General features: G+C 67.7%; 25 protein-coding genes. 9 read left to right on the top strand and 16 right to left on the bottom strand.

Features of this window, described 5'->3' with window-relative positions; genetic code table 11:
* Positions 1–10 precede the first annotated feature (10 nt).
* The 5 genes from HUK65_RS04470 to HUK65_RS04450 all read right to left on the bottom strand — a co-directional run bounded on the left by HUK65_RS04470 (position 11) and on the right by HUK65_RS04450 (position 5,494).
* Positions 11–1,804: a peptidoglycan D,D-transpeptidase FtsI family protein gene (locus tag HUK65_RS04470; RefSeq protein WP_179904942.1), complete on the bottom strand. Its 1,794-nt coding sequence runs from the start codon at positions 1,802–1,804 to the stop codon at positions 11–13.
* A complete protein-coding gene (ftsL, locus tag HUK65_RS04465) occupies positions 1,801–2,193 on the bottom strand; it encodes a cell division protein FtsL (protein ID WP_179904941.1) in 393 nt (130 codons plus the stop codon). Before ftsL ends, HUK65_RS04470 begins: the two co-directional genes overlap by 4 nt.
* A gap of 15 nt (positions 2,194–2,208) precedes the next feature.
* Entirely contained in the window at positions 2,209–3,195 is a 987-nt protein-coding gene (gene rsmH / locus HUK65_RS04460; RefSeq protein WP_179904940.1) for a 16S rRNA (cytosine(1402)-N(4))-methyltransferase RsmH, read from the bottom strand.
* Positions 3,195–3,701 (bottom strand): division/cell wall cluster transcriptional repressor MraZ, encoded by a 507-nt coding sequence (gene mraZ, locus HUK65_RS04455; RefSeq protein WP_179904939.1) that lies wholly within the window; start codon positions 3,699–3,701, stop codon positions 3,195–3,197. Before mraZ ends, rsmH begins: the two co-directional genes overlap by 1 nt.
* A gap of 701 nt (positions 3,702–4,402) precedes the next feature.
* Complete coding sequence (locus HUK65_RS04450) at positions 4,403–5,494, bottom strand: Mrp/NBP35 family ATP-binding protein (RefSeq protein ID WP_179904938.1); 1,092 nt, start codon at positions 5,492–5,494, stop codon at positions 4,403–4,405.
* A 259-nt stretch (positions 5,495–5,753) separates the two neighbouring features.
* On the opposite strand from HUK65_RS04450, the gene HUK65_RS04445 reads away from it, so the two are divergent.
* From HUK65_RS04445 to rplI, 4 genes are all read left to right on the top strand, one after another.
* On the top strand, positions 5,754–5,951 hold the full coding sequence (locus HUK65_RS04445) for a DUF1127 domain-containing protein (protein ID WP_179904937.1): 198 nt from the start codon (positions 5,754–5,756) through the stop codon (positions 5,949–5,951).
* A gap of 580 nt (positions 5,952–6,531) precedes the next feature.
* On the top strand, positions 6,532–6,879 hold the full coding sequence (gene rpsF / locus HUK65_RS04440) for a 30S ribosomal protein S6 (RefSeq protein WP_179904936.1): 348 nt from the start codon (positions 6,532–6,534) through the stop codon (positions 6,877–6,879).
* Positions 6,880–6,901: 22 nt separating this feature from the next.
* Positions 6,902–7,129 (top strand): 30S ribosomal protein S18, encoded by a 228-nt coding sequence (gene rpsR / locus HUK65_RS04435; RefSeq protein ID WP_179904935.1) that lies wholly within the window; start codon positions 6,902–6,904, stop codon positions 7,127–7,129.
* 13 nt (positions 7,130–7,142) lie between these two features.
* Positions 7,143–7,760, top strand: a complete 618-nt coding sequence (rplI, locus tag HUK65_RS04430) for a 50S ribosomal protein L9 (protein ID WP_179904934.1) — start codon at positions 7,143–7,145, stop codon at positions 7,758–7,760.
* Positions 7,761–7,948: 188 nt separating this feature from the next.
* Here rplI and HUK65_RS04425 read toward each other — a convergent pair whose 3' ends face one another.
* On the bottom strand, positions 7,949–9,334 hold the full coding sequence (locus HUK65_RS04425; protein ID WP_179904933.1) for a M20/M25/M40 family metallo-hydrolase: 1,386 nt from the start codon (positions 9,332–9,334) through the stop codon (positions 7,949–7,951).
* A 166-nt stretch (positions 9,335–9,500) separates the two neighbouring features.
* On the opposite strand from HUK65_RS04425, the gene HUK65_RS04420 reads away from it, so the two are divergent.
* From HUK65_RS04420 to ispG, 4 genes are all read left to right on the top strand, one after another.
* Positions 9,501–9,911 carry a hypothetical protein gene (locus HUK65_RS04420; protein ID WP_179904932.1) on the top strand — a complete coding sequence of 137 codons (411 nt, stop codon included), beginning with the start codon at positions 9,501–9,503 and terminating at the stop codon, positions 9,909–9,911.
* Between the two features lie 232 nt (positions 9,912–10,143).
* The gene (gene hemA / locus HUK65_RS04415) at positions 10,144–11,367 is read left to right on the top strand and encodes a 5-aminolevulinate synthase (RefSeq protein WP_179904931.1); all 1,224 of its coding nucleotides are present in this window, start codon (positions 10,144–10,146) and stop codon (positions 11,365–11,367) included.
* A gap of 134 nt (positions 11,368–11,501) precedes the next feature.
* Positions 11,502–12,710, top strand: coding sequence for a helix-turn-helix domain-containing protein (locus tag HUK65_RS04410; protein ID WP_179904930.1), 1,209 nt, complete (start codon positions 11,502–11,504; stop codon positions 12,708–12,710).
* Positions 12,711–12,853: 143 nt separating this feature from the next.
* Positions 12,854–13,981 (top strand): flavodoxin-dependent (E)-4-hydroxy-3-methylbut-2-enyl-diphosphate synthase, encoded by a 1,128-nt coding sequence (ispG, locus tag HUK65_RS04405; protein ID WP_179904929.1) that lies wholly within the window; start codon positions 12,854–12,856, stop codon positions 13,979–13,981.
* A 125-nt stretch (positions 13,982–14,106) separates the two neighbouring features.
* On the opposite strand, the gene scpB is transcribed toward ispG, so the two are convergent.
* The 10 genes from scpB to HUK65_RS04355 all read right to left on the bottom strand — a co-directional run bounded on the left by scpB (position 14,107) and on the right by HUK65_RS04355 (position 24,663).
* Complete coding sequence (scpB, locus tag HUK65_RS04400) at positions 14,107–14,748, bottom strand: SMC-Scp complex subunit ScpB (protein WP_179904928.1); 642 nt, start codon at positions 14,746–14,748, stop codon at positions 14,107–14,109.
* Positions 14,745–15,533 (bottom strand): segregation and condensation protein A, encoded by a 789-nt coding sequence (locus tag HUK65_RS04395; RefSeq protein ID WP_179904927.1) that lies wholly within the window; start codon positions 15,531–15,533, stop codon positions 14,745–14,747. Before HUK65_RS04395 ends, scpB begins: the two co-directional genes overlap by 4 nt.
* A gap of 30 nt (positions 15,534–15,563) precedes the next feature.
* A complete protein-coding gene (locus tag HUK65_RS04390; protein ID WP_179904926.1) occupies positions 15,564–17,738 on the bottom strand; it encodes a glycosyltransferase in 2,175 nt (724 codons plus the stop codon).
* A 138-nt stretch (positions 17,739–17,876) separates the two neighbouring features.
* On the bottom strand, positions 17,877–18,698 hold the full coding sequence (locus HUK65_RS04385) for a sulfotransferase domain-containing protein (protein ID WP_179904925.1): 822 nt from the start codon (positions 18,696–18,698) through the stop codon (positions 17,877–17,879).
* Complete coding sequence (locus tag HUK65_RS04380) at positions 18,695–19,504, bottom strand: hypothetical protein (protein WP_179904924.1); 810 nt, start codon at positions 19,502–19,504, stop codon at positions 18,695–18,697. The genes HUK65_RS04385 and HUK65_RS04380 overlap by 4 nt, the downstream gene beginning before the upstream one ends.
* Before the next feature lie 33 nt (positions 19,505–19,537).
* Positions 19,538–21,085, bottom strand: coding sequence for a glycosyltransferase family 2 protein (locus HUK65_RS04375; protein WP_179904923.1), 1,548 nt, complete (start codon positions 21,083–21,085; stop codon positions 19,538–19,540).
* A gap of 28 nt (positions 21,086–21,113) precedes the next feature.
* Positions 21,114–22,214 carry a THUMP domain-containing class I SAM-dependent RNA methyltransferase gene (locus HUK65_RS04370; RefSeq protein WP_235441764.1) on the bottom strand — a complete coding sequence of 367 codons (1,101 nt, stop codon included), beginning with the start codon at positions 22,212–22,214 and terminating at the stop codon, positions 21,114–21,116.
* Positions 22,215–22,366: 152 nt separating this feature from the next.
* The gene (locus HUK65_RS04365; protein WP_179904921.1) at positions 22,367–23,080 is read right to left on the bottom strand and encodes an HAD family hydrolase; all 714 of its coding nucleotides are present in this window, start codon (positions 23,078–23,080) and stop codon (positions 22,367–22,369) included.
* Positions 23,077–23,613, bottom strand: coding sequence for a hypothetical protein (locus HUK65_RS04360; RefSeq protein WP_179904920.1), 537 nt, complete (start codon positions 23,611–23,613; stop codon positions 23,077–23,079). Before HUK65_RS04360 ends, HUK65_RS04365 begins: the two co-directional genes overlap by 4 nt.
* 9 nt (positions 23,614–23,622) lie before the next feature.
* Entirely contained in the window at positions 23,623–24,663 is a 1,041-nt protein-coding gene (locus tag HUK65_RS04355; RefSeq protein ID WP_179904919.1) for an aldo/keto reductase, read from the bottom strand.
* Positions 24,664–24,832: 169 nt separating this feature from the next.
* On the opposite strand from HUK65_RS04355, the gene HUK65_RS04350 reads away from it, so the two are divergent.
* A complete protein-coding gene (locus tag HUK65_RS04350; protein ID WP_235441758.1) occupies positions 24,833–25,576 on the top strand; it encodes an ImuA family protein in 744 nt (247 codons plus the stop codon).
* The last annotated feature ends 135 nt before the right edge of the window (positions 25,577–25,711 follow it).

Here is a 25,711-nt window from a genome sequence, read left to right as displayed (position 1 = left end):
TTGGGCTGCGTTACCGGGCTGCTGCTAGCGCATTCTGCATGGCCTGTTCAATCTCGGACGCAGGGCGCGGGCGCAGATCCAGCAGCGGCGCGATACGGCGGACGATCTCTCCGGTCACCGGCACGGCTGTCCAGCCGGCGGTTCGGCGCGGCTCGGACCCTGTGGTGTCTTCGGGCTCATCCAGGGTGACGGCGATCACATAGCGGGGGTTGTCCATGGGAAACGCCCCCACGAAGGTGGCCAGCACCTTGCCCTCATAATACCCGCCGCCCGAGGCTTTTGGCTTGTCGGCCGAGCCGGTCTTGCCACCCACCGCATAGCCGGGGATGCGCGCGAAACTGGCGGTACCGCGCTCGACCACCTGATGCAGCATGTAGCGCATCTGCGCCGAGGTGCGCTCGGATATCACCTGCTCGCCCACGCCGCGTCCGGGCTGGCGTTCCAGCGTCGGCGTAACCAGATAGCCGCCATTGACCAGCGTGGAATAGCCCGCGGCCAGTTGCAGCGGGCTGGTGGTCAGGCCGTGACCATAAGAGATGGTCATGGCCGACAGTTCGGACCAGTTGCCGGGCAGCAGCGGGCGGGCGCGGAGGGTCTCGGCCAGTTCCACGGGCACGCCGCTCAGGAAACCCAGCTTGTCCAGAAAGTCGCGCTGGGACTGCGGGCCGATCTGCTGGGCCAGCCGCGCGGTCCCCACGTTCGAGGAGCGCACGATCACATCGGTGGCCGAAAGCTGCGGCCCGTAATTGCGAAAATCGCTGATCCGGAAGCGGCCGACCTGCATGGGGCTGCGGGTGTCCACCATGGTATCGGGGGTCAGCATCCCGTCGTCCAGCGCCTGGGCCACGGTGAAGGATTTCATGACCGAGCCAAGCTCGTAATACCCCTGCACCGCGCGGTTGAAGAGCACGCTGTCGGCGGGCTCGCCCTCGGTCGGGGGCGGGGGGCGGTTGTTGGGGTCGAAATCCGGCAGCGAGACAAGGGCGATCACCTCGCCGCTGTGGGGGTCCATTATCACCGCGCTGGCACCGCGGGCGCCCAGCATCCGCATCCCGCTGGACAGAACCTCGGTCACCACGGCCTGGATTGTCATATCCAGCGAGAGTTGCAGCGGGCGATCGAGCAGTGCGGGGTCGCGCAGGCGCTCGTCGAAATGGTGTTCGACCCCGGCGACGCCGATCACCTCGGCGGCGCGGACGCCCTGTTCGCCAAAGCTGGCGCCGCCCAGCACATGCGCGGCCAGTGTTCCGTTGGGATAGATGCGCATCTTGCGCTGGCCGAACATCAACCCCGGTTCACCGATGTCATGTACCGCCTGGCGCTGTTCGGGCGAGAGCCGCGCGCGCACCCAGACAAAGCGGCGGTTGGGGTCGGTGAACTGGCGCTCCAGGCGCGCGGCGTCGATATCGGGAAAGATTGCGCCAAGTTCACGCGCGGCGCGCACGGGGTCCACCATATGCCGGGTTTCCGCGTAGAGCGCATGCGTGGTCAGGTTGGTGGCCAGCACGCGCCCGTTGCGGTCCAGGATATCCGCCCGCTCGGACGAAATGGCTTCCGTCCGCCCCGGGGTCGGCGCCATGGGTTCGGTGGCCGCCAGCAGCGCCATCTGCGCCCCGATCAGCACGAACCCCGCCAGAAACACCCCTGCCATGACCAGCAGGCGGCTTTCGGCGCGGGCACGGGCGGTGTCGCGCATGGCCTCGATCCGCAGGCGCAGGTTTTCGCGTTCGATATGGTCGGGGTTTTCGCCGCGCTGGCGGGCCTGCAGGATACGGGCCAGAGGGCGCAGAGGGGTGCGGATCATGGCTGTTGCTCCGAGGCAGAGGTTCGGCCGGTTTCGGACAGGAATTCGATGTCGCCAAAGACGTCGATGCCCGCGTCGATGACTTCGCTCAGATCAGCCTCGGGCAGGGGATAGGCGATCTGGCCGATGGCGCCGAACTGGTCCGCGCTCATGGGCATCAGTGACAGACGCTCGAAATTCAGCGCCACCAGTTCCTGCAGACGCTGGGGGCGGTTCAGATAGGCCCATTCGGCACGCTGCACGGAAATCGCCTCGGTCAGGGCGGCGATGTCGCGGTTCAGGGCGTTGTTTTCGATCATCGCCTGGCGGGTATTGTGGTTTTCACGATACGCCCAGAAGGCCAGCGCGATCACCGCCGCCACGGACATCAGGAAAAGCGCGCTACGCATCACTCTCTCCGGTCATCATCCATCCCCCTGCAAGGCCGGTGCCGGAATGCCCAGCCCGGCGCGATCTACCGGCGCCGCAGGGGCGTCCAGCCGTTCGGCCACCCGCAACAGCGCCGAGCGCGCGCGGGGGTTGGTGGCCAGCTCCTCGGCATCGGCGCCGATGGCGCGGCGGCTGAGGAGGCGAAAGCGCGGGGCAGGCGCGACAATATCGGGGGCAAAGCGATTGGGGTTGCCGCCCTGCCCCGCGCGGTTCTGCAAGAAGCGTTTCACAATCCGGTCTTCGAGCGAATGAAAGCTGACCACCGCCAGCTTGCCGCCGGGCTTGAGCGCGCGCTCGGCGGCCTCCAGCCCGTCGATCAACTGCGAGAATTCGGCATTCACGGCAATGCGGATCGCCTGGAAGCTGCGGGTGGCGGGGTGGCTTTGCCCCGGCTTGGCGCGCGGCAGGCAGGCGGTAATGATTTCAGCCAGAGCGGCGGTGGTTTCAACGGGCGCTTCCGCCCGGGCGCGGATGATGGCGCGGGCAATCCGGCGGGCGGCGCGTTCCTCGCCGAAATGGAACAGGATATCGGCCAGTTGCGATTCGCTGGCGGTGTTGACGATATCGCGCGCGCTTTCGCCGGACTGGCTCATGCGCATGTCCAGCGGCCCGTCCCGGGTGAAGGAGAAGCCGCGTTCGGCCTGGTCCAGCTGCATCGAGGACACGCCCAGATCCAGCACCACCCCGTCCAGCGGTTCGCCCGCGTGGATGTCCAGCCGGTCGAAGGTGCCCTGCACCAGCCGCAGCCGGTCGCCATAGGCGCCTGCCCAAGCGCGGGCCATGTCGAACACCGCCGGGTCACGGTCCACGCCGATCACCTGTTCCGCCCCGGCCTCAAGCAGCCCGCGGGCATAGCCGCCCGCGCCAAAGGTGCCGTCCAGCCAGATGCCCTTCACCGGCGCCACCGCCGCCAGAAGGGGGCGCAGCAGCACGGGAACATGCGGCGCCGCGGGGTCTGCCATCAGCCGCCTCCGCCCAGCGATGGCAACAGGGTGCGGATGTCGAAATCCTCATCTTGCTGGTCCATCCAGGCCTCGGCCTTGGCGGCTTCGGTTTCGGCATAGGTTTCGGGTTTCCAGATCTGGAAGTAATCGCCCGAGGCGATGAAGAACGCCTCGCCCGCCAGGCCGATCTTGTCGCGCAGATGTTTGGGCAGGACGATACGGCCGTCCTCGTCGATCTGGGTGTCCAGGGCGCGGCCGTGGAAGATGCGCTCCATCATCTTGCGCTCGACCGAGCCGGGCTGCATCAGGGCGATGCGCTCCTCGATCTCGTCCATGGCTTCGATGGTGTAGCAATCAAGCTGGCGCTGCTTGTCCAGACCGTAGACGATGATCAGGTTGGGGCGCTGTCCGGCGGTCCAGTCGGGGTCACCCTTTTCGACCACACGGCGAAAGCTGGCCGGGATTGACACCCTGCCCTTGCTGTCCACCTTGAGGTGGCCTTCGCCTCTGAACCTGCGTGCCACTGTTGCGCGGCCCTCTTGTTATCGTTTCGCCCGCGAATGTCCGGCGCAAGGCCCGTTTGCGGACCCCTGAACGGACAACGGCGGACCGGGTTACTGCCACACCCGATCCGCCGCCCTGTCCCATCGCTGGGTGCCCGGCTGCGCAGGTCATCTGGGGGGATGCTGCTCGCTTGCGCGCCGGATCTCTTGTCGCGGATAAAGCGGGTTGCCTGTATGAAACCGTCTTGGGTGTTTCGGGGTCTTCTGCCCCTTTTCCTGTCCCGTTCTATCCTGAAAACAGGAATGACATGGGATTTCATGGGAAGCAACGGTTTTCTACCGCCCGAGCAGCCACGTCATGCGGGAAGCAAGGGCCAGATCACCACTTGATGCTGAGAATCCGCCTTCAGCGCTACCATATATTGTGGGAACAAAGCGAATACCCAGCGATATGCACGGAAACTGTCGTGCAGAGGCAACAGTGCCATGGTTTCCCGAAATCAGCACCACAAACCGCCATATCCCGCACCTCTGAGGCGTGAAAATCAGCACCTCATACCTCCGTGACGTGGGTTTCAGCCCGGAATCACCGCCGATTCACGACGAATCACACCGAGGTGATTCCCCCGCGCCAAACGCAAGGGGGGCCGGGATTCCATGAAATCCCGGCCCCCGCCATGCACTGTGCCATGATTTCCCGGAATCGCTCCGGGCAGGCAGCCCTAGCTGCAGCTTTCGATCAAACGGCGCGCCATGCGGCGATACGGCGCCGCCAACGGGCTGTCGGTCGCCGCCACCGGCACGCCACCATCCCCGGCAAGGCGCACATCCACCGCCAGCGGCAGCTCACCCAGGAAGGGAAGCTCCAGCCGCGTGGCCTCCTTGCGCACCCCGCCTTCGCCGAACACATGTTCCTCATGCCCGCATTTGGGGCATATGAACGTGGACATGTTCTCGATCAGCCCCAGCACCGGCGTCTTCAGCGTCTGAAAGGCGCGCAACGCCTTGCGGGCGTCCAGCAAGGCCACGTCCTGCGGCGTGGACACCACCAGCGCCCCGGTCACGTTGAACTTGGAACACAGGGTCAGCTGTATATCCCCGGTTCCCGGCGGCATGTCGATCAGCAGCGCATCCAGCTCACCCCATTGCACCTGGGTCAGAAGCTGCTGCAGCGCGCCCATCAACATGGGGCCGCGCCAGATCACGGCCTCATCCTCCTTCATCATCAGGCCGATCGAGATCATGATGACGCCATGAGCCTCGAGCGGGATGATCAACTTGCCATCGGGCGAGGCCGGGCGCTTTGACACCCCCATCATGCGCGGCTGGCTGGGCCCGTAGATATCGGCATCCAGCAGGCCGACCTTCCAGCCCTCACGCGCCAGCGCCACCGCCAGGTTTGACGACACGGTCGACTTGCCCACGCCGCCCTTGCCGGACCCGATGGCGATGATGCGCTTGATCCCCGGCAGATCCTGCTTGCCCTGCTGCGATGTGGGGTGGCGCCCGATCTTGAGCGCGGGCGGCTCGCCCGACGGGGCGGGGCGGGGCGGGGCTTTCGGCGCCGGGCCATGGGCGGTCAGCGCCACCGACACCCGCGTCACACCCTCCAGCGCGGCCACGGTGGCCTCGGCCTCCTTGCGGGCGGCTTCCAGCGCGCGGGCGGCCGCGGGGTCCTCGGCCTCGATCACGAAGCGGACCATCCCCTCCTCGACCACCAGCGCCCGGATCAGATCCCGGGACACCAGGGTTCCACCGTCAGGATGCGCGACAGATTCGAGCGCCTTCAGGATATTGTCGCGGGTTGGGGTCATGCCTGGCTCCTGTATTCTGCGCATATTACTTGTTCACTTTCGCACGCCAGACAAGCCCCGACGGTGTTACCGTTCACAAACTGCCACCGTTGTCAGCATTCGCGCCTGCAGCTGTAGCAAAATGACGCAAGGGAAACATGCACTTGCCGCATAGCTGCGTTGCAGCAAAACTTATTGCGCAGCCGCAGCATTTGCCTATCTTGAGGGTCAACCGAAGCGGTTTGGAAAAAACGCCGCCGGGACTGGAAAGACGGTGGACATGGCATACGTTATACATAATACCAGCGCCGGCGGCGAAGGGTTTGTGGCCCGGATGCGTGACCGCTGGTCCCGGTACAAGACATACCGGCGTACCTATGCAGAGCTGAGCAACCTGTCCAGCCGTGACCTGGCGGATTTGGGGATCAGCCGCAACATGATCAGCCGCCTGGCGCGCGAAGCAGCCGACGGCAAGTGAATTCGGTTTCGGGGACCGACCTCCTCCCAAGGTCCCTGAAATACGGCAGGCACATCTATCCTCCTCCCGGATGATGCCTGCTCCGACCTTGACCTGCCGCCGCATCGCGGTGGCAGGTCAGGGAAAAGGACGACGCGCCCCACCTCCTCCCGGGGCGGATCGTACGGATCGAACCGGTGCTCTCCTCCTCCCTGCACCGGGGCGGTTCGGAACTTGGGCTTCACGCCCCTGAACGGCCTGCGCCCCCTCCTCCTCCCTGGGGCAATGGCAGAAAAGACGCGGCAGCTTCCTCTCCTCCTCCCTGGAAGCTGCCGCTTTTCAGGGCAAGCCCCGCCTGCGCCCTACTCCTCCTCCCGGGGTGGCAGGCATAATGCGGCGGCGTCACCGACCTCCTCCCCGGTGGCGCCGCTTTGCATTTCATTCCCTGCATATTCGCCGGATCCCCCCCTTGCGCCGCGGAAACGGGCCGCTATAAAGGCGCATCCTTCCGCATGTATCGGAGCCGGCGCAACCTCTCGTGGGTGGGGCGCGGAAGGGTTTGCCCACCCTGTGAAGTTCGCCCTGAAGAACTGGAGAACCCATGCCTCTCTATGAGCATGTGATGATCGCGCGCCAGGACCTGTCCAACACCCAGGCCGAAAGCCTGGTCGAACATTTCGGCGCCGTGCTGTCCGACAATGGCGGCAAGCTGGTGGACAGCGAATACTGGGGCCTGAAGACCATGGCCTACAAGATCAACAAGAACCGCAAGGGCCACTATGCCTTCATGCGTTCGGACGCCCCGTCCGACGCCGTGCAGGAGATGGAGCGCCTGATGCGCCTGCATGATGACGTCATGCGCGTGCTGACCGTCAAGGTCGATGAACACGCCGAAGGACCGTCCGTGCAGATGCAGAAGCGCGACGACCGCCCCGAGCGCCGTCGCTGATCCCGCCGAAGGAGTATAGAACATGGCCGCAAGACCGTTTTTCCGCCGCCGCAAGGTCTGCCCCTTCTCGGGCGACAACGCGCCGTCGATCGACTACAAGGACACCCGCCTGCTGCAGCGCTACATTTCCGAACGCGGCAAGATCGTGCCGTCGCGGATCACTGCCGTATCGTCGAAAAAGCAGCGCGAACTGTCGCGGGCGATCAAGCGCGCCCGCTTTCTGGCGCTGCTGCCCTACGCCGTGAAATAAGGAGCACGCACCAATGCAGGTTATCCTTCTGGAGCGCGTGGCCAAGCTGGGCCAGATGGGCGACGTGGTCAGCGTCAAGCCCGGATACGCGCGCAATTTCCTTCTGCCGCAGGGCAAGGCCCTGCGCGCCAGCGAATCGAACGTCGAAGCCTTCAAGGCCCGCAAGGCCGAACTGGAGGCTCGCAACATCGAAACCCGCCGCGAGGCACAGGACATCGCCTCGCGCGTGGATGGCGGCACCCATATCGTGATCCGCTCGGCCTCGGATGCCGGCGCGCTCTATGGCTCGGTCAGCACCCGTGACATCACCGATGTCCTGACCGAAGCCGGCGTCAGCGTCGAACGCCGCCAGGTCGTGCTTGCGGCCCCCATCAAGACCCTGGGCATCCACGAGGTCACCCTTGTGCTGCACCCCGAGGTCGAGGCGACCGTCCGCATCAACGTTGCCCGGTCCCAGGATGAGGCCGAGCTGCAGGCTTCGGGCAAGACCATCCAGGAAGCGGCTGCCGAAGAAGAATCGGCCGCCGAATTCGAGATTGCGGAACTCTTCGACGATATCGGCGCCGCAGGCCTGGACGATGACGAAGATCCGCGCAACCTTGGCGAAAGCGAAGACCCGCGTGACAGCTGATCGCGCAGGCACCATGATCTGACAAAGGCCCCGCCCCCGGCGGGGCCTTTTCCATTTCACCGGATACGCGGCGCCCGGTCACGCGCAACGCCACCACCGGCCCCGCCCGGCCCACGGGGGCCGGGCGCGCCCCTCCGAGGGCGCAGGGTGGGTGGGCGGGCGCGCCCGAGGAGGGGCGCAGCGCGCCTTCAGCCGTCCTTCGATACCGCGTCCAGAATGCGCGCCCAGGACCGGATGCCGCCGTGAAAGCTCTCCAGATCATATTTCTCGTTCGGGGAATGGATCTGGTCATCATCGCGGCCAAAGCCGATCAGCATCGACTCCATGCCCAGCATCCCCTTGAAATACCCGGCAATGGGGATCGACCCGCCACTGCCGATAAAGGCAGCAGCGCGCGGCCATTCATCTGAAAGCGCCTGCCGCGCCGCCTCAAAGGCGGGGTGATCCGTCGCCATGACCGATGCCCGGGACGCCCCGTGGGGCGCAAATTCTGCCCGGCAATCGGCGGGCAACCGCTCCTGCACAAAGGCGCGGAAGCTCTCGCGGATCGCCAGCGGGTCCTGATCGCCCACCAGCCGGAAGCTGACCTTGGCCGAGGCCTGCGCCGGCAGCACCGTCTTGAACCCCGCGCCCGTATAGCCGGACCACATGCCGTTGATCTCGCAGGTCGGGCGGGACCAGATCATCTCCAGCGCGCTGCGCCCGGCCTCGCCCGCCGGTTCGGACAGCCCCACGCCGCCCAGAAACGCCGCGTGGTCGAAATCCAGCCCCTCCCATTGCGCGCGCAGCTCGGGGCTCAGTTCGGGCACCCCGTCATAGAATCCCGGCACCGTCACCCGGCCCTGATCGTCATGCAGATCGGCCAGGATACGCGCCAGCACCCGCGCAGGGTTCATGGCGGCGCCCCCGAACATCCCCGAATGCAGGTCCTTTGACGGGCCGTGGATGGTCACCTCCTCGCCCAGCAGGCCGCGCAGCATGGTGGTGATGGCGGGCGTCTGCGGGTCGAACATGCCGGTGTCGCAGATCAACGCCAGATCGGCGGTCAGCTCGGCTGCGTTGTCGCGCAGGAACGGCACCAGCGAGGGCGAGCCAGATTCCTCCTCGCCTTCCAGCAGGAAGGTGATGTTGACCGGCAAGCTGCCATGGACCGCAATCCAGGCGCGGCAGGCTTCGACAAAGGTCATCAGTTGCCCCTTGTCATCGGCCGCGCCCCGGCCCCGGATCACGCGGCCCGCAGGCGTATCCTCGATCGCCGGGTCGAACGGGTCGCGGTGCCACAGGTTCAGCGGGTCCACAGGCTGCACATCATAATGGCCATAGAACAGCAGATGCGGCCCCCGCCCGCGCAGATGCCCCACCACCATAGGGTGTCCGTCGGTGGCGCGCTTTTCCGCATTAACGCCCATCGCGGCCAGATCCGCCACCAGCCAGTCGGCAGCGCGGTCGCACTCGGCCTTGTAGGCGGGATCGGTCGAAATCGACGGGATGCGCAGCAGCGCCAGCAGCCGGTCCAGCGCCGCGTCCATGTCGCAATCGATCCGGTCCAGCACCGGGGCAAGTCGGTCGGTCATGGTGATCTCCACAAACAGGGTTGTTGCGCGCACCCTAGATCACCCCGGCGCCGGATTGAAGCGCGCTTCTGACCCTGCCCGCGCACGCAAGGTCACCGGCCAGCGGGGGCTGTCCCGCGGCGCCGGTTGTGCTAGAACTCCGCCGAACAGCGAAGGAGTATCCACCATGCGCGTGACCGCCCCCCGCCCCGCCATTGCGGCACTTTCCCTGACGGCCGCCCTTGCCGCCACCCCGGCCATCGCCGCCGAAACCGAAACCTACACCCTGGCCGACAGCACCGTCACCGTGCATGCCCATGAGTTCCTCACGCCCGAGGAACTGGACACCCTGCGCCTGGTGGGCAATGACCCGCAGGCGCTGGCGCTGTTCATGGGCGATGGCCCCGGCCATGGCGCCATCGCCGTGGCCCCGGCGCAGGGCTTCATCCGTGACGGCATGCCCGCGCAGGGCGTCGCCGCCCTGGCGCAACTGCCTGACCCCGATACCGCCCGCGACGCCGCCCTGTCCATGTGCGAGGCCGAGCGCAGCGGCGGGCCGTCCTGCGTGGTTGTGCTGGAACTGGCGCCTGCGGGCTAACCTGTGACGTGGGGGCCCGTGACGTGGGGGCAGGTGACGTGGGGGCAGGTGACGTGGGGGCAGGTGACGTGGGGGCAGGTGACGTGGGGGCAGGTGACGCCGCCCAAACCCCTGCGACACTGTCGACATTGATCCAGATCATGTTTTGCGCCACCTACGCCCTGTAACGCTTTCGCAACGCGCTGCGAATGGTATAAGGAACGCAGCCCAGCCTTCTGCCAGGGAGAATGTCTTGAACTACGCTGCCGCCGTCGATGCCGCCCTGACCCGCCTGCACGAAGAGGGACGTTATCGCACCTTCATCGATATCGAGCGGCGCAAGGGCCATTTCCCCCACGCGGTCTGGACCCGCCCCGATGGCAGCCAGCAGGACATCACCGTGTGGTGCGGCAATGACTATCTGGGCATGGGGCAGCACCCGGTCGTGCTGGATGCGATGCATGAGGCGCTGGACGCCACCGGCGCCGGTTCAGGCGGCACGCGCAACATCTCGGGCACCACGATCTACCACAAGCAGCTTGAGGCCGAACTGGCGGACCTGCACGGCAAGGAGGCCGCGCTGGTCTTCACCTCGGCCTATATTGCCAATGATGCCACGCTCAGCACCCTGCCGCGCCTGTTCCCCGGGCTGATCATCTATTCGGATGCGCTCAACCATGCCTCGATGATCGAAGGGGTGCGCCGCAATGGTGGGGCAAAGCGCATCTTCCGGCACAATGACGTCGCCCATCTGCGCGAGCTGCTGGAGGCTGACGACCCTGCCGCGCCCAAGCTCATCGCCTTCGAATCGATCTATTCCATGGATGGCGATTTCGGCCCGATCGAGGCGATCTGCGACCTGGCCGAGGAATTCAACGCCCTGACCTATATCGACGAGGTCCACGCCGTGGGCATGTACGGCCCCCGTGGCGCGGGCGTATGCGAACGTGACGGGCTGATGGGCCGGATCGACATCATCAACGCCACCCTGGCCAAGGCCTATGGCGTGATGGGCGGCTATATCGCCGCCAGCGCAAAGTTGTGCGATGCCATCCGCTCTTATGCACCGGGCTTCATCTTCACCACCTCGCTGCCGCCGGCGGTGGCGGCGGGGGCGCGCGCCAGCGTGCGGCATCTGAAGACCGACCAGGCCCTGCGCGACAAGCAGCAGGAACACGCCCGCATCCTGAAAATGCGCCTGAAGGGTCTGGGCCTGCCGATCATCGACCACGGCAGCCATATCGTCCCCGTCCATGTGGGCGACCCAGTGCATTGCAAGCTGATCTCGGACATGTTGCTGGACAGATTCGGCGTTTATGTCCAGCCGATCAACTTCCCCACCGTGCCGCGCGGCACCGAACGGCTGCGATTCACGCCCTCTCCGGTGCACAACCCTGGGATGATCAACCATCTTGTCCGCGCGATGGACAATCTGTGGTCGCACTGTGCGCTGAATCGCGCCGAACTTTCGGCCTGAGACACAAAATCCTTTAATTCGGGTTGCGATCTGCTACCATATAGGTATCAGAAAACAGAGGTGTGAGCGAAAGGCCCGAAGAAGGCACTCGGAGAAAAGCACCCAGAACAATGGCGGTTATCGGGGGCGGTTTCATGAATTGGCTGGGAAGAAAACCCGCTGAGGAGGGACGTGATTCGTCCTGGCCCATGGGGTTTGACGACTATGATCTGCGTCTGGGCGATGTCATGCGCGGGGAGCGCGCGACCCTGGGCAAGTCACTGCTGGACGTCCAGCGCGAACTGCACATCCGCGCAACCTATATCACCGCGATCGAAAACGGGGATCTGAGCGTCTTCGAGGCGCCCAGCTTCGTTGCCGGGTATGTGCGCTCCTATGCCAAGTATCTGGGCATGGACCCGGAATGGACCTACGCGAAATTCTGCGCCGAAACCGGTTTCGCCATTCCCAGCGGCATGGATGGCATGGCCCGGGCCAAGACCCCGGCCCGCCCGGCGGTCAAGCAGGTTCCGGACGGGCTGCTCAACCGTCTGTCCATCGCGCCCGAGCCTGAACCCTTCTGGCGCCGGATCGAACCGGGCGCGGTTGGCTCCATCGCCGTGCTTGTCGCGCTGATTGCAGGGCTGGGCTACGGCGGCTGGACTGTGTTCAACGAGGTGCAGCGCGTGCAACTGGCCCCGGCGGATCAGGCACCCAATGTGCTGAGCGAACTGGACCCGCTCGATGCCGTGCCCAGCGCGACCAGCCTGGATGTTGACACCAGCTTTGCGCTTGCCGAACCGGCGGCCATGGAGCCCCTGCCCTCGACCCGTGTTGCCGAAGGGTCGGTGCGGGTGCACCGCCCGCAGGGTCTGGATGTGCCGGTCATGGAATCGCGCGATGGCCCCATTGCCGCAATCACCCCGCGCCGGGACACCGAAGCCACCCCAGACGAGGATGACGCCATGTCGCGCGCCCTGGCCGAGGCTCTGGCCCCGGAAAACCGCTCCATCCAGGTGGTTGAGGAAGCGCCCGCCGCAGTGGAGCTTCTGGCCGTCCGCCCCAGCTGGGTGCGCGTGCGTGCTGCTGATGGCACCGTGCTGTTCGAAAAGATCCTGGACGCGGGCGAACGCTACACCGTGCCCCAGACCGAAGATGCGCCGATCCTGCGCGCGGGAAACTCGGGGTCGGTCTATTTCATGGTCAACGGGCAGGCCTATGGTCCCGCCGCCCCCGGGGCGCAGGTGGTGGATCAGGTGGCGCTGTCTGCCGAAGGGTTGCGGGAACGCTTTGAAACCGCGGACCTCAGCCGTGATGCCGATCTGGAACGTTTCATCGCCCTGGCCGAGGCCGGGAGCGACTGATCACAGCGCCGCAGGCGGTTTGCATTTTCCGGGGTGTCAGCCTATGCTGACACCCCTTGCGCATTGCCGCCACCCGGCTTCAAGGTTATCTCTATACCAAGCGCCCGCGATCCGTTTCCGCGACCGATGACAGGTGAACCGCAATGAGCCACAACCCCATCCGCCCCTGGCGCAATATCGAGCGGCGGAAATCACGCCAGATCATGGTTGGCAATGTCCCCGTGGGCGGGGATGCACCCATCACCGTGCAGACCATGACCAACACAGACAGCGGGGACGTCAGGGCCACGCTGGACCAGGTGATCCGCTGCGCCGAGGCCGGGGCCGATATTGTCCGCGTTTCCGCCCCCGATCAGGCCGCCACCCGCGCCCTACGCGAGATCTGCCGCGAAAGCCCGGTGCCGATCGTGGCCGACATCCATTTCCACTACAAACGCGCGATCGAGGCCGCCGAGGCCGGCGCCGCCTGCCTGCGCATCAATCCCGGCAATATCGGCAGCGCCGAGCGCGTGCGCGAGGTCATCAAGGCCGCCCGCGACCATGGCTGCTCCATCCGGATCGGGGTGAACGCGGGCAGTCTGGAAAAGCACCTGCTGGAGAAATACGCCGAACCCTGCCCCGAGGCGATGATCGAAAGCGGGCTGGATCACATCCGCATCCTGCAGGACAATGATTTCCACGAATTCAAGATCAGCGTGAAAGCCTCGGATGTGTTCCTGGCCGCTGCCGCCTATCAGGGGCTGGCCGATGCCACCGACGCGCCCATCCATCTGGGCATCACCGAGGCCGGGGGGATGCTTTCAGGCACGGTGAAATCCGCCATCGGGCTGGGCAACCTCTTGTGGATGGGTATTGGCGATACCATCCGCGTCAGCCTCAGCGCCGACCCGGTCGAAGAGGTCAAGGTCGGCTATGAAATCCTGAAATCCCTGGGCCTGCGCCACCGCGGCGTGAATGTGATCTCCTGCCCCTCCTGCGCGCGGCAAGGGTTCGACGTGATCAAGACCGTCAGCGCGCTCGAAGACCGGCTTGCGCATATCAAGACGCCCATGTCGCTGTCGATCATCGGCTGCGTGGTCAATGGCCCGGGCGAGGCGCTGATGACCGATATCGGCTTCACCGGCGGCGGGGCCGGGTCCGGCATGGTCTATGTGGCAGGCAAGCAAAGCCACAAGATGAGCAATGACCAGATGATCGACCATATCGTCGAACTGGTTGAAAAACGCGCCGCCGAGATCGAGGCCAGCGACGCCGCCGAAGCCGCAGAATAACCAGCCCGCGCCCCCCTGATCGGCGCCAGCCGATCAGCGCCCCCGAGGCGCGCGGGGTGGGCGGGTGGGCGCGGCTCGGGGGCGCTTCCCCCGCGCGCCAAAGGCACATCGGCTTGGCGTGCCCGTCAATCCTCAAACAACTCGCTCTGTCCGCGCCGGGGGCTTTCATCCTCCTCGTCGCTCTCTGCCACCTGCCCCGGCCGCGGGCGGCTGTCCAGCAACCCGGCGGCGCGCAATTCGGCCAGCCCGGGCAGATCGCGCGCCGATTCCAGACCGAAGTGATCCAGAAACCCCTCGGTCACCACAAAGGTCACCGGCCGCCCCGGCGTCATCCGCCGCCGCCCCAGCCGGATCCATTCCATGTCCAGCAACTGGTCGATGGTCCCGCGTGACACCGCCACGCCGCGGATTTCCTCGATCTCGGCCCGGGTGACGGGCTGGTGATAGGCGATGATGGCCAGGGTTTCGATGGCCGCGCGGGACAGCTTGCGGGTCTCCACCCGCTCGGCCTGCAGCAGCCAGCCCAGATCCGGCGCCGTACGCATGGCCCAGCCATCCCCCACCCGCACCAGATGCACCCCCCGCCCCGCGTAGCGCGAGCGCAGATGCATCAGCGCCTCGGCCGGGTCGCAGCCATGGGGCATGCGCGCGGCCAGATCCGATACCCGCAGCGGCTCGGCCGAGGCAAAGAGCATCGCCTCCACCATGCGTTCCTGCTCGGCCATGGGCGGGGCGGCAAACAGTGATGGATCGGTATCCGCGCTCATGCGCCGGGTTTCCGGCGCAGATGGATGGGGGCAAAGGTGTCCCCCTGGCGCAGTTCCAGCTGCCCCTGCTTGGCCAGTTCCAGCGTCGCCGCAAAGGTCGAGGCCATGGCCGAACGCTTCCGCGCCGGCGCCCCGCGCCAGCCCTCGGGCAGGAAGCGTTGCAGCGCCGTCCAGTCCGGGGTTTCAGGCAGCAGCGCGCCCAGCCGCTCCAGAGCGGCCTCCAGCGCGAAAATATCACGCCGTTCAAAGGCATAAGGGCGAAACTCATCACGCGTGCGCAGCCGGGCATAGGCCTGCATCAGGTCCAGAAGATTTGCCTGATACTGTGTCTTGCGGGTCCGGGCCACGGCCTCGGGCGCGCCACGGGCAAAGAAATCCTGCCCCTTGCGGTCGCGCGCCATCAACCGCGCCGCTGCCTCGCGCATGGCCGCCAGCCGCTCCAGCTGAAAGGCCAGATGCGCCGCCAGATCCTCGCCCGAGGGGCCGTCCTCGGTGGGATCGGGGGGCAGCAACAGGCGCGATTTCAGATACGCCAGCCAGGCCGCCATCACCAGATAATCCGCCGCCAGTTCGATCCGCAGCCGCCGCGCGCTTTCGACAAAGGCCAGGTATTGTTCTGCCAGTTGCAGCACGGATATACGGCGCAGGTCCACCTTCTGCGTGCGTGACAGCGTCAGCAACAGATCCAGCGGCCCTTCGAACCCGTCCACATCAATGATCAGCGCCTCGGCAGCGCGGCGTTCTTCGACGCTGGGCGTGTCTTCGGTGAATTCGGCTGCGCTCATGGTCCCTGCCCGCCGGTTGCGGGGCCAAGTCTAGGCGGTGCCGGGGATGCTGTCCACCGGCGCGGCATTGCGCCAATGTTCCGCGCCGCGCTTGTGGGGCCAGGGCAGATTGGTGGACACCCTGCGGTCATACGCTTCCTGCGACAGCAGCCGCACCCCCGGCGGCGGCGCATCGGCGCGCATCCGGGCCGCCACCGCGCGGGCAAGCTGCGCAGGCCCGGTATCCCACCAGGGACAGGGCCGGGCCGTGGCCTCAAGCGCCGCGCAGGCATGCTCCAGCGCCTGGGCGATCAATGCCTGCCCGGGCGCAGCAGCGATGAAATTATTGGCCACCGTGCCAAAGCCGCGCTCGATACAGAGCACGCAGTCCGCCCGCTCCAGCCACGGGGTGACCGGCAGGCGCGGGTATTCGTCCAGATCGGCAAATACGCCCCCCTCTTGCAGGATGATACACAGCCGAAATAGATCCGCCCGCAGGGCGGGGCCGGGCAGCGCAGCGAAGCGCGCGGCCAGCGTGTCAAACCCCCGCGCGCGCAGCCAGTGGAGCGCCTGGGCCGCATCGAACACGCGCTGCGCAAACCCCGGATGCAGCGCCGCCCAACGCGCGCGCGACCGGGCAAGTGCGGGGCTTTCCGGGCCCTCCCAGTAGTGAATCAGCTGCCGCGGGATCGCCCCGCCCCCGCCCGGCACAAAGGGCCAGAGCGCCCGCTGCACCAGCATATGCGCCGCCCACCCGGCCGAGCGCGCCGGCGTCTGCGCATCCGCGACGAGTCGCGCGCGGGGATCAGCCGCCGCAGCCTGTCCTGTCAGTTCCGAGCGGGCGCTCAGCGCAGCCTGTGCCGCGGCGAAGGCGCCGCGCGCGAATTCTGCCCGCGCCCGCAGCACCCAAAGCGCCGGCCGCGCCGAGGACCGCGACATGACCGGGTCCAGCACCGCCAGCGCCGCCCCCGGCTGGCGCCGCATAAGCGCCAATTCGGCTTGTAGCGCGGCGAAGTCAGCCGCTGCCGGTGCGCCGACAGGCGCAGCCCGCTCCAGCACCGCGGCGGCGGCGTCCAGGCGCCCGGCGCGCATCAATGCCTCGGCGCGCGTGGCCCAAAGTCGTTGCCGGAGGGCTGCATCCTCTGCATCACAACAGCGCAAGGCCACCCTGATCCGCCCCAAGGCGCGCGCCGGAAGGCCAATGCGCAGATCAGCCCGCGCCACCGCCAGGGACTGTTCCGGCGTCGCATCAAGCATGGCCCCCGGCACCAGAACGCGCCAATCGCAGGCCGCTTCACGGCACAGAAAATGCAGATGCAACAGCCCGTTATGCCGGGCAAACAGCCGATGCGCGCTAGCGGCATGGCGGGCCAGATCGGCGGCAGGCGCCGCGCAGGCCAGACCGCTGCGCAACCAGAGCATGTGATCCGCCGCATCCCAACGCCAGGGCGCGGACATATCCAACCCGGCTGCAAGCACATCACGCACGGCGTCGGCGCTGCCCCGTTCCAGCATCAGCCGCAGCTCTGCACGGTGCAGCGCCGATGCATCGCCGCCAAGGTCCCGCCAGGCTGCCAACGCCGCCTGTGCGCAGGTCAGATCCTGCTCGGCCATCCAGATGCGGAACATTGCTGCCCAGAATGCGGCTGTCCCCCTGCCCTGTTCCTTCGCATGCTCCGCCAGCGCGGCCGCCCCGTCCCGCAACCAGACCAGACGCGCGCCCAAAGCGGCGCCCTCCGCCCCCAGGGCGGCAATGTGCAGCGCGGCCTCCTCCAGCGCCAGGGCATCCAGTGCAAGCGCAGCCTGCAACGCCCGGTCCCGGTCAGACCCTGCCAGCACCCCCCGCGCGTCCGACACATGGCCATGACGGCGCCGCGCGCGGGCCTGCGCCGCCGCCCGTTCAGGCGCCGCTGCCACGCGCTCCGAGAGGACGGCAAACGCCGCTTCGCGCTCTGACGGCGATGACAGATCCACCGCCAGAACCGCCATGTCCACCGACGCGGGCCAACGCGCGCAGACCGCCTGCGCCACCCGGTCCAGCACCAACCCGGCACGGGCCAGAACCCGCAGGGCGCGCGCAACTTCGCCATGCCGCGCCCCATCGGCAATCGCGGCCTCCACCCCCGCAGTGCAGTCTTCAGGGCAGCCTCCGCCGACCCAAAGCCATTCGGTCAGCGCCTCGGGGGATAACCCGGGCCATGCGGCTATGCCGCCCCGCGCGCTCAATCAGATACCCCCGTCCGGCGCCCCGCGCCGAACAGCGCCCGCCGCAGGCGTGCGGGTTGGGCGGGAGGGCGCGGCTCGGGGGCGCTCCCCCCGCCTGCAAACAGCACCCGGGGCGGGTCCGGCAGCGCAGACCCGGGCTCAGACATGCCCGAGGATCTCGCGGTATTCCTCGAAGTTGAAGCCAAAGAACCGCTCGGCCGCTTGCCGCTTCGGCCACATCAGCCCGTGCAGGAAATGCAAGGCCTCAGGCGTCAGGGCATAGGGCACACTGGCCCAGACACGCTTGGCCATACGCGCATCGAACTCGGCCTTTGCCTCGGGCGGCATGGTGTCGATCTCCAGCCCGCAATGGGCAAAGACCCGGTCGATCACCTGATGCCGGTCGCGGCGGATATCCTCGTAATTGAGCACCAGAATGTCGTCATAATGCTTCGCCCAGCGTTGGAAATTGGCCACATAGGAGCCCATGGACACAATTCCCGCCCGCGCCACCAGCTCCAGAAACGCATCGTCAAACGGAACCTGCACCGCATCGGCGGCGGCATCATCCGTGGCCCATTTGGTGTGCATCCGCACCGCCGAAACCGCCCGCGCCAGCGGATCACGCAGCACATAGATCACCCGCGCATCGGGGTTCAGCCGCTTGCACTCCGCGATATCGCCTTCGGACAGGGTGGAATACTCCGGCGTGAAATCCAGCGACAGCATGGTCGGGTCCGGGGGCGTCATCAGGGTGCGATACCAGTCGATCCCGCGCTTGCGGTTCCAGTCCCAGAAATGCGCCTCCTTGTTGGTCGAGGTGACGGGCCGGGAATTGGGAAACGCATGGGTGCGCGGATGGGCGTTGAGCACATGATGCAGCCAACTGGTCGAGGCTTTCTGCGCCCCGATGCACAGGATATCGGTGATATTCGCGCGCGCGGCAGCTTCCTGGCCAGGCGCTTGGGCGGGCTGGGTCATTGAGGGTCTCCGGCTGTGGTCTGGGGCGCAGTGTCGGCGCGCAGCTGCGCCAGATCAGCGGGCAGCGGCCAGCGGCGTGCGAACAGTGCAAGATGCCGCTCCAGGGCGGGGCGGTCACCTGCGGCCAGGGCCGCTGCAATCGCGCGGCGGCGGCGAAAGCGGTTCTCACCCATCATCACCGCCGCTTCATGGGCGTCCAGTGCACGCGCGGGATCGCCCGCGCGCAGCAGCAGATCGCCTGCCAGCCGCAGCGCATAGGCCAGGTTCGCGTGACGGTCCGAACGCGCAGCCCGGGGCGTGACCTGTCCGATCAGCCCTGGCAGCACGGCGTTGCACAGCGCCCGCCCACGGCCAAGGCGGTTGAAATCCAGCAACAGGCGCAGCGCGGTGGACAGGGTCGCATGATCCGGCATCTCGCCCGCCGCAAGGGCGCTTTCAGTGCGCGCGATGGTCATGTCCGCCACCAGCCAGGCCCGCAGGAAATCGAGATAGACGAAACTGTCAAACCCCGCTGCCGCCGCGCCGGGAAAGCTGCGCAGATCGCCCAGCCGCAGCGGTTGCATCCGCGCTTCGTGATCCTGCAGCCGCGCAAGGGCGGCGCGCAGGGCGGCGCGCAGGTGCGGATTGGGCCGGATGTGAAAGACGGCACCGGCATCATCGCGGGGCAGATTGCTGTCATCCGACCATGGCAGGCTGGCGATACATTCGAAGCGGTGGCGGCGCTTTTCCGGTTCATCAACGCGGCGAAAGAGGTCGATCCCCCCTTCGCCCCGGATCGCGAATTCCGCGATGGCGCCCATCTCCATCTGCCTGAACCCCGTGTCCTGCCCTGCGTAACCTCAACCGGCTTCTAGCACGAAACCCGCACAGCAGAAACGGAAATTCCGGGCCTGCCGCGGCAGGATCACCGACAGGCGCGGCGCCTGTCCCACGGCCAGGGCGCCAGAGTCGAAATGGCGCGTCACGCGGCACCCGGCGCCGGGGCGACAGGCATGGACCCAGGGTTCATGGAACTGATGACGGACCTGGCCGTCAGCCTCGGCAAGGCGCTGGCAAAGGGCGGTTTCGAACAGAAAGCCCGTATCCCCATGCAGGGATAACTCCCACCGCAGCCCGGCGCCGCGGGGGATCAGCCCGTCGAGCAGGAATTCAACCGCGGCCCAGTCGCGGGTTTCGGGGATCTGCACCTCGAACCGCTGGTCAGGGACGGACAGTGCGAACATTGTCCCAGGCTGTGAAAACCCCTGCGACAGCACAAAACGGTCCGCAAAGGGCGTATCCGGCGCGATCACCCCGGCCTGCCATGGGCCTGACGCCCTGTGCCACAGGTCGAACAGCGCCGCCTTGGGCCGTTTGGCTGGGGCGGCGGGGGGGGCGGGTGCGGGACGGCCCGGTGCCGCCTTGGCCATGCCGGCTTCCAGCGCGGCCAGGCGCTGGCGCAGGTCCGAGGCCTCGCCATCGATCTTCTGCCAGATGGCGCTGGTTTCGTAGTTCACCTCGCGCAGCAATTCAAAGGCAGGGTCAAGCCCATCGGGCGACAGCGCCAGATCCGCATACATCCGCCAGTCATAGGACGGGTTGTCCAACGTGTTCATCGCCACTGTGCGCGCGGTATCGCTGCGCCGCGCGGCGCGGCGATGGTGCCGGGCCAGCGGCTTGTCCAGGATCGCCAGGCGATGGTCGCGCAGGAACCGGTTCATGAAGGCGCGATCCTCCATGACGTCAAAGGCCTCGGGGAAACCGCCGGTCCGGAGCACCGCTTCGCGCCGCAGCATCCATTGCACCGGATACAGATCCTGCCGGTAACAGGCATAGGCCAGCGGGTTCAGGAAGAATTCCGACCGCTGAAAGGCGCGGGGCAGCGGTTCCTCGCCCAGTTCGCGCAGGGTGCCGTGAAGGGGGTCCGCGGGGTCGGGCAGAAATTCCTCGATCACGGCGCGGGCCAGCGCGGCCACCCCGCCGAGGTCCCGCACCAAGGGGGCGATCTGCGCATGAAACGCCACAAGTGCCGCCATGAAGCCCGGCTCCCAGGTGTCATCATCATCAAGGCAGGTGATGAAATCGGTCTGCAGGGCCGCCACCCCACGGTTGAAGGCCGCCGCGCGCCCCACACCAGGGTCCAGATGCAGCAGATGCAGGCGCTCTGGCGGCACCGCCGGGGCGCCCCCCGCGGGGGCCAGCAGCGCATCCACCGGGCCGGACGCCCCCCCGTCATTGACCAGCGCCACCTGCCAGGTGCCATGGGTCTGTGCGCGCACCGAAGCCAGCGCCCGGGCCAGAAACACCGGCCGGTCCCGGGTCCGGATGACAACACCGACCGAAGGCTCCGAATGCTCCATGTTCCCCTGCTCCCAACCCGGCGAGACCCGCCGTTTCACATCACGCATGTCCGCAGGACCCCGTTTTGCGCTGCGATCATCCGCCGCGCAAGGGTCCGGTCTGATAGAGCCGTATCTTCAGCGGCCCATGCGGCACCGGCGGCCCCGGCGGGCCAAAGGGCAGCCCGGTCGAGGCCGCCAACCCCCCGTCCGAGGTCACCACCCCCACGCGCCAGCCCGCAAAGCGCGCGCGCAGGGTCTGGCCCAGCGCGCCATAAACCGCGTGCAGCATGTGCCGCGCCCCGATCCGCGCGCCATAGGGCGGGTTCACCATAACCAGCCCGGACGGCCCCGGCGGGGGCATCAGTGCGCTGACCGGGGCTTGCTGAAAGCTGCAGAAATCGCCCACACCGGCGCGCGCGGCGTTGTCCTGCGCCATGGCGACCGCCCCCGCATCGCGGTCCGCGCCATGAAACCGCAGCGCCGTCTGGGCGGCGGCGGAATGCTGCGCGCGCAGGGCCTCCCACGCGCGCGGGTCAAACCCGGCCAGCCCTTCAAAGGCGAAACTGCGCACCCCCCCGGGAGGCAGGCCGGCGGCGATCGCCGCAGCCTCGATCACGATGGTGCCCGAGCCGCACATCGGGTCCACCACCGGCTCTTGCCCGTCATAGCCGCATTGACGCAGGAAAAGTGCCGCCAGCGTTTCACGCAAGGGCGCCTTGCCCACCGCCAGCTTGGTCCCGCGCCGGTGAAGCGGCGCCCCCGAGGTATCGATGCTGAGCGTGCAGAGGTCATCCTCGATCCGCACCATGACGCGCAAGGGGGCCTCGGGGTCCTGGGGGGCGCCCACGCGGTCCGCGATGGCCCCGGCCACACGCTGCACCGCCGCGCCTTCGTGATAGACGCGCGAGCGCTGGCAGGTGGCCTCGATCCGCACGGGCGTATCCGGGCGCAGGAACTCTTCCCAGGGCACGCGCCGCGCGCGCTTGTCCAGCTGCGCCAGATGCAGCGCCCGAAAGGCAGCGACGCGCAACAACACCCGCCCGGCCCCGCGCAGCAAAAGATTGGCGCGCATGGCCTGCGCCAAGCAACCGGTGACCAGAACCCCACCCGGCACCACCTGCGGGGCTGCGAAACCCAGCGCCGCGGCTTCATCCCGCAAGGCATCTTCCAGCCCTGGCGGCGCGGTCAGGAACAGCTCTCCCTGCGCCGGGGCGGGCGTGTGCGGCGCGGGGTCGCGCGTGCTCTTGCGGTGATGATCGCGCCTGCCTGCCACGCCGTGCCTTCCCCTTGCAGCCCTGTCAGCCTATGGCCCCGGCCCTACACCAGCCCGGCGCCGCGCGCCAGCGCTCAGGCTGCGGCGTCCAGCAGCGCCTGCACCCCGCCGATATCCTCCAGCACGATATCCGCATGCGGTGCCAGCGCGTCCCGCCCGGCCACCCCGGTCAGCACCGCCACCGTGGTCATTCCCGCCGCGCGCCCCGCATGCAGGTCATGGGTGCTGTCGCCCACCATGGCCACCGCGGCCGGGTCCAGCCCCAGATGCGCCGCAAACCCCAACAGCATGTCCGGCGCCGGTTTGGGCGTGAACCCTGAATCGTACCCCAGGATCATATCAAACCGCGTGTCGATCCCGGCGGCGCGCAGTTGCTGCCGGGCGGCGCTTTCGGCATCATTCGTGGCCACCCCCAGCCCCAGCCCGCGACCACGAAACCCGTCCAGAAGCGGGGCCAGCGGGAGGGGCGGGATCATCTCGGCTCCGGCGGCCTCGTCCACGGCCCAGCGCCGCAACGAGTCGGCACTCCATTCCCCGGGCAGATGCGGCAGCAGCAGATCGCATGTTTCAGCCAGGGTGCCGCCGATGAACTGCGCCCCGGGGCGGAAGCGGGCGCCGCCGCGGTCAAAACCGATCAGATCCGCCAGCCGGTCCTGCTGCCCGCGATCCCCCGGCGCCAGTTTCTCCAGCACGCCAACGGTCCAGGCCGACCAGCTGCGCTGAAAATCGAACAGCGTGCCGTCCTTGTCGAACAGCAGCGCGCGCACATGCGCCAATGTGGTGGTCATTCCATGCACTCCGTTACCCTGGCGCCCCGGGCGTTCAGGACTTCATGGCACCCGAAAAGCGGCCTCACCGGGGCGCATGTGCCACTGCGCGCCAGGCATTCGCCCTCACAATCGCCCCGGGCGCGGCACTGGCGCCCGGCATCGCGCGTGTCGCGCAGGCAGGACAACCGTGCCCCGCCCACCGGCACCAGCCGCCCCCCCTCGGCGGCGCATTCTGCCCGCGCACGGACAAGCGCGGGGTTGATCGGGGGCGCAGGGGCCTCGGCCTCCTCCTCCGTCCCTGCAGGCAGGGCCTCCGCTTCGGTGCCTTCGGCAAGCGGTGCGTCGGCAGCCCCCGGCGCCTCCTCTGCGGCGTCGGCGCCCGCCTGCCCGTCACCCTCGCCGCCATCTCCGTCGCCGGGTCTGCCCTCTGTGGGTGGGGGCAGCGCGCTCACCTCGATCGCATCCTCGGCGCCCTGTTGCGTCAGCCCGCCAAGGCAGCCCCCCAGCCCCAGCAGGGCCGCGGCAATCAGCAAGGCGGGGCGCAGGCGCATGGGCGGGCCTCAGTAGGGCATCGGATGGATGCGGTGCATCCGGTCGATATCTTCCAGCACCTCTGCCGACAGCTCCAGCCCAGCGCCGCGCAGGGCCACCTCCAGTTGCCCAGAGGTGGTGGCGCCCAGAATCGGGATCGTCACCGCCGGGCGCGACCGGGTAAAGGCCAGCGCCAGATGCACCGGGTCCAGCCCGTGCCGCACCGCCAGCCCCAGATAGCCCGAGACCGCCTCGAACACCCGCGGCGTGATGCGCCCGCCCAGTTCCGGGTTGCGTTCCCGGCGCGAGCCCTCGGGGATCACCCCGCCTGCGTATTTCCCCGTGAGCAACCCCGCCGCCAGCGGCGAGAACGCCAGCAGCGGCACATCTTCATGCACGCTCAGTTCCGCCAGATCCGTGTCAAAATGGCGGCACAGCAGGGAATATTCGTTCTGGATGCTGACCACGCGCGGCAGGTCGTGCTCCTCGGCCAGGCGCAGCCAGAGCGCGGTGCCCCAGGTGGATTCATTCGACAGCGCCAGATGCCGGATCTTGCCTGCAGTGACCAGCTCCTGCGCGCAGCGCAGGAGCTCCAGCATATGCGCCTCCACCTCGGCCCGGCCTTGGCCGCGCGGGTCATAGGTCCAATGCTTGCGGAAATGATAAGATCCACGATTGGGCCAGTGCAACTGATAGATGTCCAGACATTCGGCCCGCAACCGGGTGAGCGAGGCATCGACCGCCGCGCGCATCCGCGCGGGCGTGATCGGCGCGCCATCCGCAATGGCGGCGCTGCCCGCGCCGGTGATCTTGGTGGCAACAATCATGTCCGCAGGCTTGCGCGCGGCCAGCCAGCGGCCAACGATCTCCTCGGTCACGCCGACAGTCTCGGCGCTGATGGGATTGACGGGATACATTTCGGCGGTGTCGAGGAAATTCACACCGGCCTCCAACGCCATGTCCAGCTGACGATGGGCATCGGCCTCATCGGTCTGGGTGCCAAAGGTCATGGTGCCCAGGCAGTATTCGGACACGGTCAGGCCGGTGCGGGCCAGGGGGATCTTCTTCATGCGTCGGCTCCGGATCACGCTGCGGGGCATGGCAGGCGTCACGCTCGGCCCACCGGAACACCCATCTCTGAATTTGCGCGAAGCCTAACGCGGATGCGACCGGGGGCAAGGGGAAATGCGCGCAGGCATATCGCTTGAGAACAAATGCGGAACAAACTATATCCCCGCCATGCAGCCCCCGCGCCATGGAACCGACGCCATGCCCCCGCAAGACCCCGCCCTGCCCGTCATGCCCGCATCGCAGCCCCCCGGCAGCGACGCGGCGGCCCTGACGCTCCTGCCCGGCATCGCCCTGCGCCAGGGGCGGGTGCATGAAGCCTGCGGCCCGGCCCGCAGGCTGCTGGCGGCCTGGGCCATGGGGGCCACCGGGCAGCACGACACCACCGCCGCCACGGTCTGGATCCGTCCCGCCTGGAACGGGGACCGGATCAACCCGCATGGGCTGGCCCCCTGGGCGCACCCCGGCCCGCTGGTGATGGTGGACTGCCCCCAGGGCATCGACCTGCTCTGGTGCGCCGAGGAAGCCCTGCGCGGCGGCAGCGCCGCGCTGGTGGTGATTGACCTGCCCGAACCACCCGAACTGACGCCCGTGCGCCGGCTGCACCTGGCCGCCGAAACCGGCGCTGCCCGCGCCCGCACCCACCGCCCGGGCCAGGACCGCCGCCAGACCCGAAGCCGCGCCCCACTGGGCCTGCTGCTGACCCCGGGCACAGGTGGCGGCGCCGGGGTCGAAAGCCGCTGGCACCTGGACAGCCTGCCCCCGCCCCCCGACACCTACGGTCGCTGGCAACTGACCCGCCTGCGCGCCCGCACTGCCCCACCCGCGGCCTGGACGATCACCAAACCCACCGCCTATTCGCCGGGGCTGCGAATCGCGGCCGCGGGGGGCATCCGGGATCCGGTTCTCTGCTGACCATACCGGCCACACCCATCACGGGCCTGCCCCCATTGCCAGACAGCCAGAGACACCCGGAAATCGTCAGAACGCACCAACAGCGCGGCAGGGGGCAGCATGCCCCCTGAACCGCACGCAGTGCCAGAAGGCTTG

This window comes from Rhabdonatronobacter sediminivivens, assembly GCF_013415485.1.
GTDB classification, from domain to species: domain Bacteria; phylum Pseudomonadota; class Alphaproteobacteria; order Rhodobacterales; family Rhodobacteraceae; genus Rhabdonatronobacter; species Rhabdonatronobacter sediminivivens.
Note: the sequence above shows the minus strand (reverse complement) of the source record. Positions and strands in the feature narration are given on the sequence as shown.